This window comes from Sphingobacteriaceae bacterium GW460-11-11-14-LB5, assembly GCA_002151545.1.
Classification (GTDB): domain Bacteria; phylum Bacteroidota; class Bacteroidia; order Sphingobacteriales; family Sphingobacteriaceae; genus Pedobacter.
The window spans coordinates 1,896,453-1,913,597 of the sequence record CP021237.1 but is presented as its reverse complement, the minus strand read 5'-3'; the positions used below and the strand labels follow the sequence as shown (position 1 = coordinate 1,913,597).

Sequence of the window (17,145 nt, the reverse complement as noted above, 5' to 3'; positions counted from 1 at the left end):
AAGCCATCTAATCTATTATCGGTTTAAACATTCTTAAAGAAGTGCTATCCAGGTTGACAATAACACCGAATTTTACCATTAATGTGAGATGATTAATGTAAAAATAATAATTTTATTTATTATTTTTAATATCATAAGTAACAGTTTTATGGCTATAGCTCCATAAATTCCCAGGCGCTGTGGTAGGCATCCAGTTGTTCTGCGTATTGAATAAAGTCAGCATAAAAATCAGATTTCGATAAGGTGGAACTATCTCCGATAATTACGAGTTTTTTCCTGGCCCTCGTCATGGCAACATTCATTCTCCTCGTATCTGATAAAAAGCCTATGCTTCCATCGCTGTTACTTCTGGTTAAACTAATATAAACTACATCACGCTCCTGCCCCTGAAAGCTATCAATGGTATTTACTGCAATGTGATTACGATAAGGATTTAAAATTTCATTTTCCTGGGCCAGGGCATTTAAAATCTGAACCTGCTGTTTATAAGGCGAAACAATTGCAATGGATGGAAAGCCATCTGTGGTAGGATTAGCTGCTAAATTAGCTACCAGGTGGGTTAAATGCTTGATCAAAAACGCGGCCTCATCAGGATTGGTTGTACTTGTTCCATCTAATTTTTCGTCGAAACTACAACCAGCCGTATCAATAAACTGAATCGGTTGATCGCCGGGAAATAATAAATGACCGGCTACAGAGTGATGGGCTTTTAATTCATTATGATAAAACACCTGAGCAGAATACCCCATAATAGCTGCATTCATCCTGTATTGTTCTTTTAACAACACAACCGATTCTGGATGAAGCTTTACCGTTTTCTCTAATAAAGTATTACTTAAGCCATTTCTGGCTGCTTCATTTGATTTTATGGTTGGTGAAAGCTGAAAATGATCACCAGCCAGTATGACTTTCTGCGCCTTTAAAATTGGTATCCAGCAAGCTGGTTCTAAAGCCTGGCCAGCCTCATCAATTACTATGGTATTATACTTTAAATTCCGAACGGTATAGTGGTTAGCGCCGACCAGTGTGGCCGTAATAATCTGTGCTTTGGTAAACAGATTATCCATGATGTATTGCTCGGTTTTTTCTACTTCCTTTCCAATTTTATGTGCTTCGTCAAACAGTGCCTTACGCTGGTCGCGTTCTGCTTTACCAAAACTGCGTTTGTATTTATGGGCCATGTTTTTATACTCACTGGCTTGTTTTTTTAAAGCCTTGATTGTTTTCATCTCCGGATGATCGGCCATTTGATGATCAAGAGTAGCGGCAAGCAACCTTTCTGAAACCCTTGCCGGATTACCCACCCGGATTACTTTTAAGCCTTCAGCAGCTAATTTTTCGGTAAGTAAATCAACAGCAGTATTACTGGGTGCGACCACCAAAATTTTCTGATCGCTGTGTTTAGCCAACGATTTTATGGCATGTACGAGTGTAGTGGTTTTTCCGGTACCCGGCGGACCATGAACCACAGCCAAATGATCGGCTGCAATAATTTTATTGACCGCTAATTGCTGCGAATCGTTTAACGTATTTGGAATAATAAATTTCTCTTCTCCCTGAAATGATGGTTTTTCTCCTTTCGTTAAAATGCGGATCAGTTTATTTTCTGATTCATTTTCTGCTAAATGCGTAGCCTGTTTAAGCGCACTCTGCATTTCATCATAACTATTATTATCAAAAAGTAAGTCTACACCGAGTTTACCATCTCTTGTCCAGTCTGGCAATTCATCCACCCGGAAGCTGATTTTCATCCGGCTACCGCTTTGATGCGTAATAATCCCTTCTACGCGGTCTTCTTTGGCATCGTGATTGGAAAACAATACCACAGCAGAACCAAAACGGAACTGATGAGAAAAATCCTGATGCGTAGTTCTTTCCAGCTCTACGGTTAAGTAATCACCACGACCTATTTCGGTATTCCTGATGGCAATGGGGTACCAGGTTAAACCCAGGGCCCTCCTATCAGCTGCCGAAGTATTTTCAGTAAGTTTTAAATATGATTGTAAATCTTCATTGCGCTCGGTATCGAGCAAATCCTGAAGTTTTTTGAAATATTCTTTTGGCAAGACTAGATGGGTTAATTGTTTAAATTGGTTAATCGGTTAATTGACTAATGCAAACTGAGAATTTTTAACTGAAAACTGTTCACTATAGAACGAGTTCTTGATGCAACCTTAACAAAGTCGCTTCGGCATCATCACAAAAGCCGGGATGTACTTTTGAGCATTGCACTACCGTACTTCTGGTTGCGGTAAGCCACCTAAAACGAGATGCCTGATCGTATAAACCAATGGGACCTGATCCTTTTGCTGCTGTACTTATTCTTTCAAAAGCACACAAGTTCTCTTTCAGCTCTTCCAAATCTACATCAGCAGAAAAAGCCGTTATTCTTTTTTCATCCAGTGCAAAAATGCTTTTTAAAAATTTTTGCCTGGCACAAAACAAAATAATGCCCACATTAATAAATTCTTCCCGTTCTACCCTGGGCATTACGCGAATCACAGCGTACTCAAATAAGAATTTCCCTTGCATGCTGTGCTTCTTTTAAAAATATAGTTGAATGGGATAATCTGGTCGTAAGGAAATGCGTATAGGCATTGCGGTGCGCTGCTTTGCTTTCGAAATTCGTTTCACCTTCCAGCCAGTCGTCGGGAATTAAATCAATTACCGCTTTTATCTTTTCGGGACTAAGTAGTTTAGTAAACGCTTCATTTACAAGCTCCAGTTCAGTGGCCCATGGTAATAAGACATGGTCTTTGACCAAAAAGAATGGTTTAATGGCCTGTTCTTCCCAATTTTGCCACGAATGATGAAAATATAAGGCAGCACCATGATCGATTAACCAAAGTTCCTTATGCCACAGCAACATATTGGTATTTCTGCAGGTACGGTCCATGTTGGTTAAAAAACAATCAAGCCATACAATTTGCGAGGCTAGTTTAGCATCAACTGTAGTTACGGTTGGATCGAATGTTATCGCACCAGATAAATAGTGTAAGGCCAAGTTTAAGCCTACGCTGGCTTTTAGCAAATCCTGGATTTCTTCATCGGGTTCTGTTCTCCCAAAAGCTTCATCTAAGTTGGCAAAAACCAATTCAGGTACGCGTAAACCTAAATAGCGGGCTATTTCACCACCAATGAGTTCAGCAATTAAAGCCCGGGTACCTTGTCCTGCTCCTCTAAATTTCAGTACATATAAAAAGTTATCGTCAGCTTCAGCAATAGCGGGCATAGAGCCACCCTCGCGTAAAGGCGTAACATATCTGGTTACATTTACCGTTCTAAGTTGTAAATCGTTCATATCTGCAGATAGAAGGGCCATTTATTTTATTTAGGCACAATTCTAAACTTGCTGCAAATTTAGCAGAATTCCAACAATAAATTGGTCAAAGTTTAGTCGTAAAGATTCTAATGGAGGTCAACGCGTTAGTGTCTCCGCTAGCTGTTTTTATTTTGCCATGGAAGCACAGCGCGCGCGGAAAATCTGTCGCATAAGTGCACTCCCCATAAACCTCAAATAGCAGCACTACCCCAGCTTGAATAAACCTGATCGTCCCGATTTTCTTCAGCATAAAGTGAAGTGCAGGACTTCCTGAACCGATAATAACCGGAACCTGTTTTCCGAATCATCATCAGAAGTCTATATTCCATAGCCGATCAACGATTACAGAAACGGCATTATGTTACTGCATTTTTTAACCTAACTAATCGTGCCCCAGATAAGCATTTCCGGCGGGCGTCATAGCCGATGACCATTGTACCGATTCACGGTTAATTTTAATCAGCCCCATGCTTTCTAATTCTTCGTACTCTTCTTCCATCCCACCTAAAACCGAAGAACTAACCTGTTGATTGATTACCTCAAGTAGAGATATGATTTCTGATCTTTCCATAAAATAAATAATTAGATAATGATTAACATAAATATAATCAAAATGTTTATCGCTTAGGTAAACATTTTCAAGGGTTTAAGGTTGTATTTATACCCCGATTTGATTATTATGGAAACACATATCTATTACCTCTTTATTATGGCCATACCAGTAGCTTGCATAGCCTGGACAGTTACCAAGGAAGAAATTTTTAAAGAGGCGCGTGAATTCTGTGTAAACCGCTCTAAAAACTGCAACCAATTGGCGAAAAGAAAGTTTTTTTATGTATTTACATGTGAATACTGTTTTAGTCATTATGTAACTATAATCCTGCTTTTGATTACAAAATTCACTTTAATTTATCCTGATTGGCGGGGTTACATTATTTCCTTCTTTTCGATAGTATGGGTTGCAAACGTTTATATGAGCCTGTACAACCTCATCCGTATCGATCTGAAAAAGGAAAAGATTAAAGTTCAAAAAGAAGAATCAGCACTCAAAAATGAGTGAAACCATTTGTAAGTGTAGCTGTTTTTAAGGTATAACCTGATATTATGCCATCGTCAGTGATCAAATATTTTAGTTATGATGCGGCTACAGCAACATTGAAAATCCTCTTTGTAACCGATATGATTTATCTGTATCAAAATGTTCCTGAACGCGTTTATAAAATGTTAAAGGCTTCGGGATCGAAAGGGAGATATTTTAACAGGCACATTAAAGATAAATTTGAATTTCAGAAACTCGGGGAAGAATAATATCACAGCGATATGGCCAGAACGATAAAAAAAGAGCCGCTTAAAACAGATCAACAAAATACAACCAGATGAAATATCAGAAACAAATTGACTTAGAGAAAAAAAATATTTTCTGGCATTTATTTTCGTCCATACTTATAAATAGCTATATATTAATGCCTTAATTTACAGGCCGACACCAATCCAAACTGCGAACTATAATCTTAAAGTAAAAGAAATGTTAAACGTTTAGGAATTTTGCAAACTAGTCCTATATTTGTCCTCGAGAGCGTTAATTTAGATACGGGTATATGGCTTAGGCTGTATGCCCGTTTTTTGTTTTAGCCGTTGATGCGTGTGTGACCACTTTATCTAAACAGATCCTTAACCATGGCGTGTAAGCGCCCGGATTAACGGCAATATCTTGTGCCAAAGCCTCTAAATCCATATACTTAAAAGTTTCTACTTCATCGCGGTTTATCACTGGCAATTCATCACTCATGCCAAAAAAAACATGGTCTACCTCATGTTCCGTTAAGCCGTCCTCAAATATGGCCTTGTAGGTAAATTTAAACAGGTAATTCAATTCGCAATCCATTCCCATTTCTTCCATCAACCTTCTTCTTGCTGCATGGATATTACTTTCTCCAATCCGGGGGTGACTGCAACAGGTATTCGTCCATAAACCTGCCGAATGGTATTTGCTCATTGCCCTTTGTTGCAGCAACAGTTCGCGTTTAGAATTAAAAATAAAAACAGAAAAAGCACGGTGTAATATGCCTTTTTCGTGTGCTTCCATTTTATCCATCTGCCCTTTCGGCACATCCTCCTCATCAACCAGAATAACTTGCTCTTCCATTTAAATTACATTTAACTTATTACGAATAATCGAATCAAACATCAAACCAACTTTATATGTGTTCGAAATTCTGATCCTTTCAGTCATAATTTTTTCAGCACTTAAACGCTTTATCTTCGCGAATAATTTTTTGTAATAGATATAGGACAAATATACGCCATTTCTGGAAGCTGTGGGCAACAGCTTAATACCGATTAACGCGGTTGCAAATTCTGCTTCAATTTCTTCTTCAATTTGTTTTTTTTGATGATCACAGAAAAGGGCTAAATTAACGTTAGGGAAATAATTCCGGCTAAGTGTTTGATGATCAGCCTTAACATCCCTCAAAAAATTAACCTTTTGGAATGCGGAACCCAATTTCATGGCATAAGGTTTCAACTGTTCGTAATCTGCACTGCTACCATGGGTAAAAACCTTTAAACACATTAAGCCTACCACTTCTGCAGAGCCGAGGATATATTCGTTGTAAAGATCAGGAGTATATTTTAGTGTCGAAAGATCCATCTCCATACTCCTAAGAAAAAGAACAATCAGTTCCTGATCTATCTGGTATTGATTGACAACCTTTTGAAAGGAATTTAAGATGGGGTTTAAACTAATGCCCAGGTTGAGGGCCTCGAAAGTATCGAGTTTAAATTTATCTAATAAAAATTTCTTGTCATAATGATGGAAACTATCTACAATTTCATCAGCTAAACGTACAAACCCATAAATAGCATGTATAGGTTGGCGCAGTTCTTTACCAAGAAAATAAATACCATAAGAGAAGCTGGTACTATATAACTTAGTGGTAAGCCGGCTACAATCGGCAGATAGTTGATCAAATATTTCTTTCATGTAAAACGGGATATTGTATTGTTTTTTCAAATTCATCGAGCGTTTTAAACCAGTTGATGTGATCGATATTCTTGAGTTTACCGATAACCTGGCTGTTTCCAGCAAGATGGATTTTAGTGGATGAGCATATTTCAGACAATTGATCTATATATTTTTGAGCGGCAGGCACTAATCTGGATTTTATCATAAAAAGCAACACATGACCTACATTTAAGGTAGAAAATACGCGCTTGATCGAATCCAACGGAACTTTGCTACCTAAAAAAATAACCTGATGGTGATGCAGCCTCAGCATATAACTGGCAAAAAGCAGCCCGATATCATGATCTTCGTCTTCTGGTAAAAAAAGAAGCCAGCTTTCACCAGAATGCCTTGTTAAGGGAAGATTATTGATATGGCTAAATATTTTTTGACGGATAATATTGGATAAAAAATGCTCGTGAGCGGGGCAAACATCATCTTTTTGCCACATTAATCCCAAGCGAACCAGCAATGGATAAATAATTTTCCGGTAGCAGTCTGAAAGTCCTAACTGATCAATGCCTTGATCTATTAACTGATTAAAGGCGCGCTCATCAAAGGCTAAACCATGACTGATCAGTTGAGAAACATAATGATCGGCCTGCTCATCATCAGCTGAATATGAAAACTGTTGATCAATAAGTTGATCCATCTCCGCATCAGAGAGACTGCAGATTTTAGAAATTTTTAAGCCGCTTTTATTTAAACTAACGATGTTTAATAGCTTTCTGAGCTGCTTATCATCATATAAACGTGTATTACCCTGAGATCGCATCGGATTCAGCGCATTGTATCGTTGCTCCCAGATCCTGATGGTATGAGAATGAATGCCCGAAAGCTGTTCAAGATCTGAAATGGAGTAATTCATTATTTTGTTTAAATATATTCAATAAAATCTAAACAAAAAGAAAATGAAAAAGTTTTTTTCACTAAATACCCTAAATGCATGGCCTGCTATTCCTATTGGAATTGCGCATAGATCAAAAATACTTACTATTAAACCTGGTAAATTTAATTATAGATCAGCCGCATAAAGCAATCGGTTAAAATGCTTTTTCGGTAAGTAATACTCCCCTTTCCCCGTTACCTGTCTCTATGGTATGTACGTGTTTGTACGAATGGCTGAAGAAATCGTAACCATGTTCCCTTTGTTTTATCGCCACCGTACTTAGCGGGTAATTTAAGTTAGTTTGCATGCATTGCAAACTGCCATTGGCCAGCAGCAGAAAATCGCAGTCGTAACCCTGCTCCTGCAGCTCAATAACCTTTTTAGTTATAGACACGTTTAATCTATTGGTGGTGCGAATTCTATTTTTCATGGGATATTGTTTTAGATAATTAGGGATGATTATTTTGGTTAATAAATATATCCATTAATAACTACGTTTCAAAATACAATATATTGTTATACAAGCAATTAAATCAATTTGTTTTATTTCATTTTGTAAAAAGCGCTGTCATTGTATTTTACTGATTTTAATTCTTGCAGGAAAAAACATATACGTATCATATTTACTACAAAAACCAACTAAACATGATTACAGGTCCAAAATAATTTCTTTATTTAAAACGCAAGCTATAATTTCGCTTAACCTTAAAACACACCTAATGAAATTAACATGTATCGTAATTGATGACGACATTCACGCCGTCAACGGTATAAAATCATACATCAATAATCTCACAAATATTCATTTAATAAAATCGTATACAGATCCGTTACAGGCATTAAATGAAATTACGGCAGGAGATCGTGTTGACATTGTTTTTATAGATGTTGATATGCCTATGATTTCGGGATTAGAATTATCAAAAGCCATCAGACATAAAACAGATAAATTAATATTTACTACCTCGCATTCCAAATATGCCTATGAAGCTTTTGAAATGAATGCAAGCGCTTATTTATTAAAACCCTACACCTTTGCCCGTTTTGCGGAAACCATCAACAGGTTATTTCCCCTCAGTCCCAGTTTACCAAATGTTAATATTAAACAAGAGGATGACTATTTCTTTGTAAGGAACAAAAATGAAAAGAACAATTTGATTAAGGTAAGGTATACCGATATCGTGGCGATAGAAAGTCTGCAAAACTATGTCCGGATTTTTACCTTGAACGAAACGATTGTATCCTACATTGCATTATCAGAGATAAAAATCATTTTAAAAGATTATCAGAATTTTGCCCAGGCACACCGCTCGTTTATTATCGCTAAAAACTACATTGAGAAAGTAGAAGGTCATACCTTAAAAATGATTAACGACCTCACCATCAACATTGGAAATAGTTACCGTGAGAGCATACAGGACTACATCAAAGAGAAAACGATTAAAACTAACCGATCGTAAACTAATTTTTTAGTATTTTCGTTATCTAAACAATTAAACGCTGACGGTTTATTGTTTAGCATATATAGCCGTTCCCCAATTAACTAGCCAAATGACGCCTACCCCTAAAAAGAATAATTTTAACAAAATTCTAAACTGGTTTTCCGACAAAAAACTGCACATTTTAGTTTGGACCATATTCATATTCTACGAAGCCATCATCATCGGTATCTTTGCCGGCAGGTTCTCTACACTGAGTACTTATGTTATTTTTTATAGTTTAAACATCGCTACCTTTTATTTTCATGCACACGTTGTTTTGGCTTTTGCCCTTAAAAAACTTAACGAAAGGTGGTGGAAATTACCCTTATTCATTTTACTCGAACTGGCTGCTTATTTAATCCTAACGGTTTGTTTAGATTATATTGTAATTAATTATACCGACTATAATGGTCCCATTAAACTAATATTTAACGCGGCTTTTTTTGCTGCGCCGATTTACCGCGCCATATATTTTATGTGTTTTGCTACCAGTTATTATTTTCTCCTTAATTTTCTCGAAGAGCGGAAGAAGATCGAAGATCTGGAAAAACAACGTTTAAATAACATTATCCAAATCGCTAAATCAGAAAATGCCTTTTTAAAGGCGCAAATACAGCCTCATCTGTTGTTTAATACGCTCGATTTTATTTATCAAAATGCTAAAGATTCTTCTCCGGTTGCCGCAGAAGCCATCCATTCTCTTTCAGAGATGATGCGCTATTCGGTCGACAGCAATAAGGACAGGGAATTTATTTTGCTCGACGAGGAGATTAATCAGGTCGAAAACCTCATCAACCTGCATCAGCTGCGTAAAGATCACCACGTACAGCTCCGTTTCTGGTACGACGACGAAATACGTAACATTAAAATCATTCCTTTAGTGTTAACCACTTTGGTAGAAAACATGTTTAAACATGGCGAGCTGCTTACTGAATCACATCCTGCCGAAGTGAGCCTGAGGACTGAACATGATCAGCTTATTATAGAAACCTCAAACTTAATCAGGGCAGTTAAAGATAATTCAGGTTTAAGTTCAGGAATGGAAAACATCAGGAAACGTTTAGCTTACACCTATGGCAAAAGTGCCGAATTCAATTACTTTGCTGATTCAAACCACTATTTTAAGGTAATGCTAACCATTAAATTATAATCAGCAATACCTCATTTAATAATTTTAATCTAAAATTTCAGATTAAGCAATAATCTCAAAAGAAAAGCTGATTTTCCTTGCCGAATACGTAAAAATCCGTTTCGAATGTGTTTTTTTTTCATTTTACTGGCTGAAATTGTAATTTGCATCAACTAAACCTATAAAAAATGTCAATAAGTTGTATCGCTATTGATGACGATCCTCATTCCCTGGAGAGCTTAATAGCATATATGGATAAGCTGCCTGATTTAAAACTTATCCAAACTTTTACTGAACCGCTCCAGGCCCTCGCAGAAATATCGGTAGCTAACCCTGTCGACATTATTTTTATGGATGTCGAAATGCCCTCACTATCCGGAATTGAACTGGCAAGCCTGCTGAGGCAAAAAACAAAACACTTGGTTTTCACCACCGCACACCCAAGGTATGCCATTGATGCCTTTAAGGTTGACGCAGATGCTTATTTACTTAAGCCCTACTCTATTTTGCATTTTGCTAAAACAATAAACAACCTTTACCCAACCGGGAAAAAAGTACAACATGCTTTGTCTATTTTCGACGATCATTTTTTTTACATCCCTTTACAGGGTGAAAATGGCGACCTGGTTAGAATAGATCTGAACGAGTTAATTGCGGTAGAGGAAATGGGAGAAGATATTCAGTTTAAAACGACAAAAAATGCTTTTTTAAGTTCAAAATCTAATTTCATCAAGACTTTGAAAATGTTAAAAAAACATTCTGCATTTATCCAGATTAATCCTACTGTTGTAATCGCCAAACAGCACATCAAAAGTGTACTTGGAAATAGAATACTGCTTTCAGAGGAAACATCTTTTACCGTTTCAGGTACATACATCGAACTTTTCGCAAATTTCATCAAGAACAATTTACTCCAGGAAAAACCCCGTCCCGGCGCTATAATGTAGTCTTTAATAACCGCCCATCATCATCTCCAATCAGTTTTTAACGTTTGATCAAAACATTCCCTTCAAAACTTTGTATTAGGATAGACTATTATTAATTAATTGATCTGTTTTGAAAAGAGTGTTGATTGTGGATGATGATCCAGATGTATTAGAAGTTTTCCAGGATGTATTAGAAACTGAACATTATAAAGTTTATCCGCTACTATCGCCACGGTATATTTTTAAAACCATAAGAGATTTTAATCCCGATCTGATTATTCTAGACATTATGTTGAATGGAATGGATGGGCGTGCGGTATTTAAAGAGTTAAGGTTAAATCCTGAAACAGCGCGTATCCCCATTATTATGGCATCGGCCAGGTATGATGAAAATTATATCACATCACAAAAATATCATCCCGACGATTATTTAGAAAAACCCTTTAACATAGCAGATTTACTCCAAAAAGTAAATGCTTTAACCGAAAATTAAAAAATCAGATATGAAATTAAAATTATTAACATCTCTTCTATTGTTATGTACAGTAGTATCCATCCAGGTAAAAGCGCAAAGCAGACCAGATAAACTTTATTCGATGAGTGGAATCGGCTTTGCATTCCCAATGGGTGAAACTTCGGATTATTTTAAGCCTAAATTTTCAACATCATTAGGTTTAAATTTAGGTTTAGGCGATGGCGGTTTGTTCCTTTATCCGAAAGTAAGTTTACATGCTTTCACCTTTAACCAGATTACGCCAGATGCAGGATATACCTACACGCTACAGAAAGGAAGAGCAACCACTTATTTATTAAATGTGGCATTAGGTTACCGTAAAATTGTCAATAAATGGGCATTTTATGGTTTTGCAGGGGCTGGCGGTGGAATTATCCTTACGCCACAGGCGGGGGTTAATACCTCAACTTTGCAGGTTACCCAGGATAATAAATCGAATAGTTTAGGCATTGCAGAAGGTGGTGCCGGTATCGAATACAATATTGGCGGTGCTAATTTATTTGTGGAGGCCAGTTACATGTACGGTTTTAGCAAAATCCAGAACCGGGCTTTTAACACGGTACCAATTTCTGTGGGCATTAAACCTAATTTAAGTAAACTGCTCAGTAAACTTAAATAACATCGACATACAAAATACAGGAGCGGTTACGTTAAATAGGTAGCCGTTTTTTTTATGCTAAAGAAATAATCAAAATTATTTTCATACTAATTATTTTAGCATAGATTTGTATTTCAAATTAATTTAATGTTATACGCAGTTGTAGATATTGAAACCACTGGCGGCCATGCCTCAGCAAATGGTATTACCGAGGTTGCCATTAACATCCATGATGGCAATCAAATAGTTGAATCATACACTACCCTGATTAATCCTAAGCAAGCTATACCCGCTTACATTACGGCACTTACCGGTATTGATGATCACATGTTAATGGATGCCCCAACTTTTGATGACGTGGCATTACAGATTTATCAACTGTTAAATGATAAGATTTTTGTAGCTCACAATGTTAACTTCGATTATTCCTTTTTGAAGCATCATTTGGCAGCCGCAGGATACGATTTACAGTGTAAAAAACTGTGTACGGTGCGGTTGAGCAGAAAACTAATACCAGGAAAATCTTCGTATAGCCTGGGTAAACTCTGTACAGCTTTGCAGATTCCGATTCAAAACCGGCACCGGGCAGCAGGAGATGCAGATGCTACAAGTATCCTTTTCAATTTATTACTGGAACACGATCAGGAAGGTACCATAGCAGAAATGCTGAAGAAAACATCAAAAGAGCAGGTTTTACCGCCTCATTTAGATAAAGCCTGTATTTTGAGGTTGCCCAATCAGCCTGGTGTATATTATTTTAAAGATAGTAAGGGCAAAATTATTTATGTTGGAAAAGCGAAAAACCTGAAGAAACGTGTAACCAGCCACTTTACAGGTAATACACCTAACCGGCAGCGTCAGGATTTTTTACGCACAATTCATCACGTAGATTATGTAATTTGTGGTACCGAACTGATGGCTTTAATTTTAGAAGCCAATGAAATTAAACGCCTCTGGCCGGAAAATAACCGCGCCATGAAACGTTATGAGCATAAATATGATTTATATGTTTTCGAAGATCAAAACGGTTATTTACGTTTAGCCATTGATAAACATAAAAAGAACAATAACGCCCTACAGAGTTTCAATAGCTTGTTGGAAGGCTATAATTTCTTAAACCAACTGGTTGATAAGTACCAGCTTTGTGCAAAGCTTTGTTATTTGCAAAAAACGGCAACCAAATGTTATGCCCATGAAAATGGCCAATGTTTTGGTGCATGCAGTGGCATAGAAACCGTAGCCGTTTACAACAAAAAACTAAATGCGGCATTAAGCGACATTCAAAACCAGCAACCCAGTTTTGCATTGGTAGATGAAGGCAGAAAAGAGGAAGAATTTAGCTGCCTGGTGGTGGAAAAGGGAAAGTTTTATGGGATGGGTTATTTTACAGATAAAAATTATTTATCAGATGGCCTGGCTCCCATTAAAAATGATTTATCTATCTATCCATCCAACAGTTATATTTTAAATTTAATTCTCAATTACGCAGAACAACATCCACAGAAATTGTATAAATTGTAGGAAATTTAATCAAATGCTGCCCAAGAGCCTCTCAATTATCCTGTTGTTATTAATTTCATATGCCTGGTGTTCAGGTCAAAATATTGATGATCCAAACATAGATTTAGCCCAGAAAAATATTGGTAAAAATATATTTCAAAAAACAAAAAACGGCGATTTAAGATCAATCTATCTGGGGAAAATAACAGATAAAAATGGAAAAGTTAAGTTTTATGTAGTTAAAGAATTTAGTAGAATTAAAGCTGCAATAGTATATCATGGTCATAGTAGACTTATATTCTATAATGCAGATAAAAAATTCAAGGCGCAGTATCATTTCGATATGCCTGATGAACTACCTGTTAAATTAAAGGCTAATACGCTTTATTTCATCGATAAGAATCAAAAACCGGCCAAAACATTAACCTTACTAATCAACGACCGATTTCCTGAGCAGATTTTCAATAGTAATCAAGTCTCCTTCATCCAGTAATAACTCTTATGGATAATTTAACCTTTATAACACATTGTCTATCTTTTGATGAAGTTATGGAACTGCCACATTTCGAAAAAACTTCTTTTCGTGTAAATAAAAAGATCTTTGCAACATTAAATCTTCAGAAAATGCAGGCGACATTCAAATTATCAGCAGTTGATCAGTCTGTTTTCTGCGATTATGATTCAAATCAAATACGCCCGGCTACCGGGGCCTGGGGTAAACAAGGCTGGACTATTTTTGACCTAACCACATTACCAGATGAAATGATCATCGATGCGCTTACACTTTCTTATTGTAACGTGGCACCTAAAAAGCTTTCTGAAAAATATAAATATTAAGTACAATTAACATTATGAGCTGAAATTCCCTTAAATGCCTTATATGGCAAGAATCAGTCCAATAACTTTACTAACTAGTTAAGCCTATGAGCTTATAAGAACATAAGCTAATAAAGCACTATGATTTATAAGGCGCACATTGCCGCAATACTTTAACCACATAAGGAATAGAAGAAAATATAAGTAATTACAATAACCTAATTGTCTCAAATAGCCCTGTAAATTTTCTTTTTTGCCAAGGATAAGTCTATTGCCGCTTACCTATCTTTACTTACATCAAAATATAAAACGTTATGATAAAATCACTTTGGATAAATCTTCCGGTAAAAGACATTAATAAGTCTAAAGCATTCTTCACGCAACTCGGTTTCACCCTTAACTTACAGTATGGCGCCCGCGAAGATTCTGCCTGCTTTTTAGTAGGAGAAAGCAATTTGGCCATTATGCTTTTTGAAGAAGCTTTGTACGAGGGCTTTGCAGGAACCAACATTGCCGATAAACGCCATGGTGCTGAAGTATTGTTCTCTTTCGATGCAGAAAGTCCGGAAGAGGTAGATGACCTTGCTCAAAAAGTGATAGCGGCCGGTGGTACGCTTTATGGCGAGCCAGGCTACAAAGATGGCTGGATGTATGGTTGTGGTTTTGTTGACCTGGACGGACAAAGGTGGAGCATTCTTTATATGGACATGAGCAAAATGCCTTTAGGCTAGTTTTTATTACTTAAAAATATAACCCAAAATTTGCGTAAGCGATTACTTACATGTATATTTGTAAGCAATCACTTACGCAATTAATTTATGAGAAGAGATGTATTTCAAGCCATTGCCGATCCTACCCGAAGAGAAATCATCAATCTGATTGCGCATAATACCTTAAATCTAAATGCAATTGCCGAAAATTTCGACATGAGCCGGCCGGCCATTTCGCAACACATTAAAGTTTTAACAGAATGCGGTTTAGTAGAAATTACGCAACAAGGTCGTGACCGATATTGTAACATAAAATTTCAAAAACTTGCAGAAGTAGCTAAGTGGATAGAACAATACCGAACTTTTTGGACAGGCAAATTAGATGCTTTAGAAATACACTTATCAAAAGAAACTAAATCAAAATAAAGATGAAAAACGAACCAGTTATTGTAGAGCGGGTCTACAACGCCCCTATCGAAAAAGTTTGGAAAGCTTTAACCGATAATAACGAAATTAAACAATGGTATTTTCAGTTGGAAAACTTTAAACCTGAAGTGGGTTTTAAATTTGAGTTTTCCGGCGGACCCGATGATGGACCACAATATTTACATCGTTGCGAAATAACAGAAATTGTTGAGGGCAGAAAACTGGCTTACACCTGGCGATATGATGGCTATCCAGGCAATTCGGTTGTTAGCTGGGAGTTATTCGAGCAAGGTGAGCAAACCAGATTGAAATTAACACACAGTGGAATAGAAAGTTTTGCTGAGAACGGGCCCGATTTTGCCAAAACCAGTTTCAACGGTGGCTGGACTTATTTTGTTAATGATGCGCTTAAAAATTATTTAGAACCAGCAGCGTGATTTCTCTTGTTTCGTCAAAATACTGGTCGTAGCGTCTCGCTACGACCTTAAAGTTTCTTTGACAACTTAAACTTTCTTAATAGCTACCTATATCTCTTCCAGTGCTAATTTTATCGTTGCATAAATATAATCCAGGTCTTCATCACTGATGACATATGGAGGCAGGATATAGATGATATTGCCTAATGGTCTTAATATTATCCCTTTATCTAAAAAGTAAGCGTACAATAAATTACGGAGATTACTTAAATAAGAAGTTTCATTTCCTGTCTCCCACTCAATGGCAATAATGGTTCCCGTTTGCCTGATGGCTTTAACTTTAGGATGAGTTTTAATCTCTTCCAGAAAAACAGCATGTTTGGCTTCTACCCGTTTGATATTCTGAAGCGTTTCACTTTTTAATAAGATATCTAAACTCGCCAGCGAAGCAACACAAGCAATCGGGTTTGCCGTAAAAGAGTGTCCATGGTAAAGCGTTTTTAATTTATCATCACTTAAAAATGCTTCAAAAATCTCATTGGTACAGGTGGTTACACCTAAAGGCATTGTCCCGCCGGTTAAACCTTTGCTTAAACAAATAATATCAGGTTTGTTAATTAGTTTCTCGCAGGCAAAGTAAGTTCCTGTTCTGCCAAAACCCGTCATTACCTCATCAGCAATAGTTAAAATCCCTGCTTCTTTGCAGGCGGATAAAAGCTGATCCAAATATTTAGCCTCATACATGAGCATCCCGCCAGATCCCAGGATGAGTGGTTCGAAGATAAAACAAGCGGTATCGCTAAGATTTGATAGATGAGATGTGAGATGTGAGATATTGTATTCGTTAGGGAGATCGATAAACTCAACATCGAATAACAAACTATTAAAAGCATCCGTAAAAATACTGCGACCACTAACAGACATCGCGCCAAAAGTATCGCCATGATAGGCGTTTTTAAAGGCTAAAATCTTCGTTTTTGGCGTGCCTTTATTGTCCCAGTACTGCAGGCACATTTTTAAAGCCACCTCTACCGCTGTTGATCCGTTATCCGTATAAAAAACTTTATCCTGCTTACCCGGTAATATAGGCAACAGCCTTTCTGCCAATAATACAGCGGGTTCATGCGTAAAACCTGCAAAAATCACATGCTCCAGCACATTAAGCTGTTCTGCTACTTTTTGTGCAATATAAGGGTGTGAATGGCCATGAATATTAACCCACCAGGAGGAAACTGCATCGATATATCTTTTTCCGCTTTCATCAAAAACATAAACACCTTCTCCCCTAACAATGGGGATGTGGGGCAACGCATTCTTCATTTGCGTGTAAGGATGCCAGATTACCTTTTGATCGCGTTCAGTTAAGTTAAGCTTGGAGTCCGGCGTTTGGGGTTTGGAGAAATCTGACATAAAA

At 37.0% G+C, this 17,145-nt stretch carries 23 protein-coding genes; 13 read left to right on the top strand and 10 right to left on the bottom strand.

Annotation, left to right across the window (positions count from 1 at the left end; translation table 11 throughout):
• Positions 1-152: 152 nt before the first annotated feature.
• The 5 genes from CA265_07640 to CA265_07620 form a co-directional block, all read right to left on the bottom strand.
• On the bottom strand, positions 153-2,066 hold the full coding sequence (locus CA265_07640; protein ID ARS39529.1) for a DNA helicase: 1,914 nt from the start codon (positions 2,064-2,066) through the stop codon (positions 153-155).
• 82 nt (positions 2,067-2,148) lie between these two features.
• Entirely contained in the window at positions 2,149-2,532 is a 384-nt protein-coding gene (locus tag CA265_07635) for a hypothetical protein (GenBank protein ARS39528.1), read from the bottom strand.
• Entirely contained in the window at positions 2,510-3,301 is a 792-nt protein-coding gene (locus CA265_07630) for an aminotransferase class I and II (protein ARS42919.1), read from the bottom strand. The genes CA265_07635 and CA265_07630 overlap by 23 nt, the downstream gene beginning before the upstream one ends.
• Positions 3,302-3,386: 85 nt before the next feature.
• Positions 3,387-3,572: a hypothetical protein gene (locus CA265_07625; protein ARS39527.1), complete on the bottom strand. Its 186-nt coding sequence runs from the start codon at positions 3,570-3,572 to the stop codon at positions 3,387-3,389.
• 132 nt (positions 3,573-3,704) lie between these two features.
• Positions 3,705-3,893 carry a hypothetical protein gene (locus CA265_07620; GenBank protein ID ARS39526.1) on the bottom strand — a complete coding sequence of 63 codons (189 nt, stop codon included), beginning with the start codon at positions 3,891-3,893 and terminating at the stop codon, positions 3,705-3,707.
• Between the two features lie 108 nt (positions 3,894-4,001).
• On the opposite strand from CA265_07620, the gene CA265_07615 reads away from it, so the two are divergent.
• Complete coding sequence (locus tag CA265_07615; protein ARS39525.1) at positions 4,002-4,382, top strand: hypothetical protein; 381 nt, start codon at positions 4,002-4,004, stop codon at positions 4,380-4,382.
• 44 nt (positions 4,383-4,426) lie between these two features.
• Positions 4,427-4,630 carry a KTSC domain-containing protein gene (locus tag CA265_07610; protein ID ARS39524.1) on the top strand — a complete coding sequence of 68 codons (204 nt, stop codon included), beginning with the start codon at positions 4,427-4,429 and terminating at the stop codon, positions 4,628-4,630.
• 295 nt (positions 4,631-4,925) lie between these two features.
• Here CA265_07610 and CA265_07605 read toward each other — a convergent pair whose 3' ends face one another.
• The 4 genes from CA265_07605 to CA265_07590 form a co-directional block, all read right to left on the bottom strand.
• The gene (locus CA265_07605) at positions 4,926-5,468 is read right to left on the bottom strand and encodes an isopentenyl-diphosphate delta-isomerase (protein ARS39523.1); all 543 of its coding nucleotides are present in this window, start codon (positions 5,466-5,468) and stop codon (positions 4,926-4,928) included.
• Entirely contained in the window at positions 5,469-6,305 is an 837-nt protein-coding gene (locus CA265_07600) for a phytoene synthase (GenBank protein ID ARS39522.1), read from the bottom strand.
• Positions 6,289-7,194 (bottom strand): MerR family transcriptional regulator, encoded by a 906-nt coding sequence (locus CA265_07595; protein ARS39521.1) that lies wholly within the window; start codon positions 7,192-7,194, stop codon positions 6,289-6,291. The genes CA265_07600 and CA265_07595 overlap by 17 nt, the downstream gene beginning before the upstream one ends.
• A 175-nt stretch (positions 7,195-7,369) precedes the next feature.
• Positions 7,370-7,645 carry a hypothetical protein gene (locus tag CA265_07590; protein ID ARS39520.1) on the bottom strand — a complete coding sequence of 92 codons (276 nt, stop codon included), beginning with the start codon at positions 7,643-7,645 and terminating at the stop codon, positions 7,370-7,372.
• Between the two features lie 289 nt (positions 7,646-7,934).
• Here CA265_07590 and CA265_07585 point away from each other — a divergent pair, with 289 nt between their 5' ends.
• The 11 genes from CA265_07585 to CA265_07535 all read left to right on the top strand — a co-directional run bounded on the left by CA265_07585 (position 7,935) and on the right by CA265_07535 (position 15,752).
• Complete coding sequence (locus tag CA265_07585; protein ID ARS39519.1) at positions 7,935-8,675, top strand: DNA-binding response regulator; 741 nt, start codon at positions 7,935-7,937, stop codon at positions 8,673-8,675.
• A gap of 91 nt (positions 8,676-8,766) precedes the next feature.
• Positions 8,767-9,846, top strand: a complete 1,080-nt coding sequence (locus CA265_07580) for a hypothetical protein (protein ARS39518.1) — start codon at positions 8,767-8,769, stop codon at positions 9,844-9,846.
• A gap of 167 nt (positions 9,847-10,013) precedes the next feature.
• Entirely contained in the window at positions 10,014-10,772 is a 759-nt protein-coding gene (locus CA265_07575; protein ARS39517.1) for a hypothetical protein, read from the top strand.
• Between the two features lie 109 nt (positions 10,773-10,881).
• Entirely contained in the window at positions 10,882-11,244 is a 363-nt protein-coding gene (locus CA265_07570) for a hypothetical protein (GenBank protein ARS39516.1), read from the top strand.
• 10 nt (positions 11,245-11,254) lie between these two features.
• The gene (locus CA265_07565) at positions 11,255-11,884 is read left to right on the top strand and encodes a hypothetical protein (GenBank protein ID ARS39515.1); all 630 of its coding nucleotides are present in this window, start codon (positions 11,255-11,257) and stop codon (positions 11,882-11,884) included.
• Positions 11,885-12,010: 126 nt separating this feature from the next.
• Positions 12,011-13,384, top strand: a complete 1,374-nt coding sequence (locus CA265_07560; protein ID ARS39514.1) for a DNA polymerase III subunit epsilon — start codon at positions 12,011-12,013, stop codon at positions 13,382-13,384.
• A gap of 13 nt (positions 13,385-13,397) precedes the next feature.
• Positions 13,398-13,856, top strand: a complete 459-nt coding sequence (locus CA265_07555) for a hypothetical protein (GenBank protein ARS39513.1) — start codon at positions 13,398-13,400, stop codon at positions 13,854-13,856.
• An 8-nt stretch (positions 13,857-13,864) separates the two neighbouring features.
• On the top strand, positions 13,865-14,200 hold the full coding sequence (locus CA265_07550) for a hypothetical protein (GenBank protein ARS39512.1): 336 nt from the start codon (positions 13,865-13,867) through the stop codon (positions 14,198-14,200).
• Positions 14,201-14,493: 293 nt separating this feature from the next.
• Entirely contained in the window at positions 14,494-14,910 is a 417-nt protein-coding gene (locus CA265_07545) for an extradiol dioxygenase (GenBank protein ARS39511.1), read from the top strand.
• Between the two features lie 87 nt (positions 14,911-14,997).
• Positions 14,998-15,315 carry a transcriptional regulator gene (locus tag CA265_07540; GenBank protein ARS39510.1) on the top strand — a complete coding sequence of 106 codons (318 nt, stop codon included), beginning with the start codon at positions 14,998-15,000 and terminating at the stop codon, positions 15,313-15,315.
• A 2-nt stretch (positions 15,316-15,317) separates the two neighbouring features.
• On the top strand, positions 15,318-15,752 hold the full coding sequence (locus tag CA265_07535; GenBank protein ARS39509.1) for an ATPase: 435 nt from the start codon (positions 15,318-15,320) through the stop codon (positions 15,750-15,752).
• Between the two features lie 87 nt (positions 15,753-15,839).
• Here the strand turns inward: CA265_07535 and CA265_07530 are convergent, their stop codons facing one another.
• A complete protein-coding gene (locus CA265_07530; protein ARS39508.1) occupies positions 15,840-17,141 on the bottom strand; it encodes an adenosylmethionine--8-amino-7-oxononanoate transaminase in 1,302 nt (433 codons plus the stop codon).
• Between the last annotated feature and the right edge of the window lie 4 nt (positions 17,142-17,145).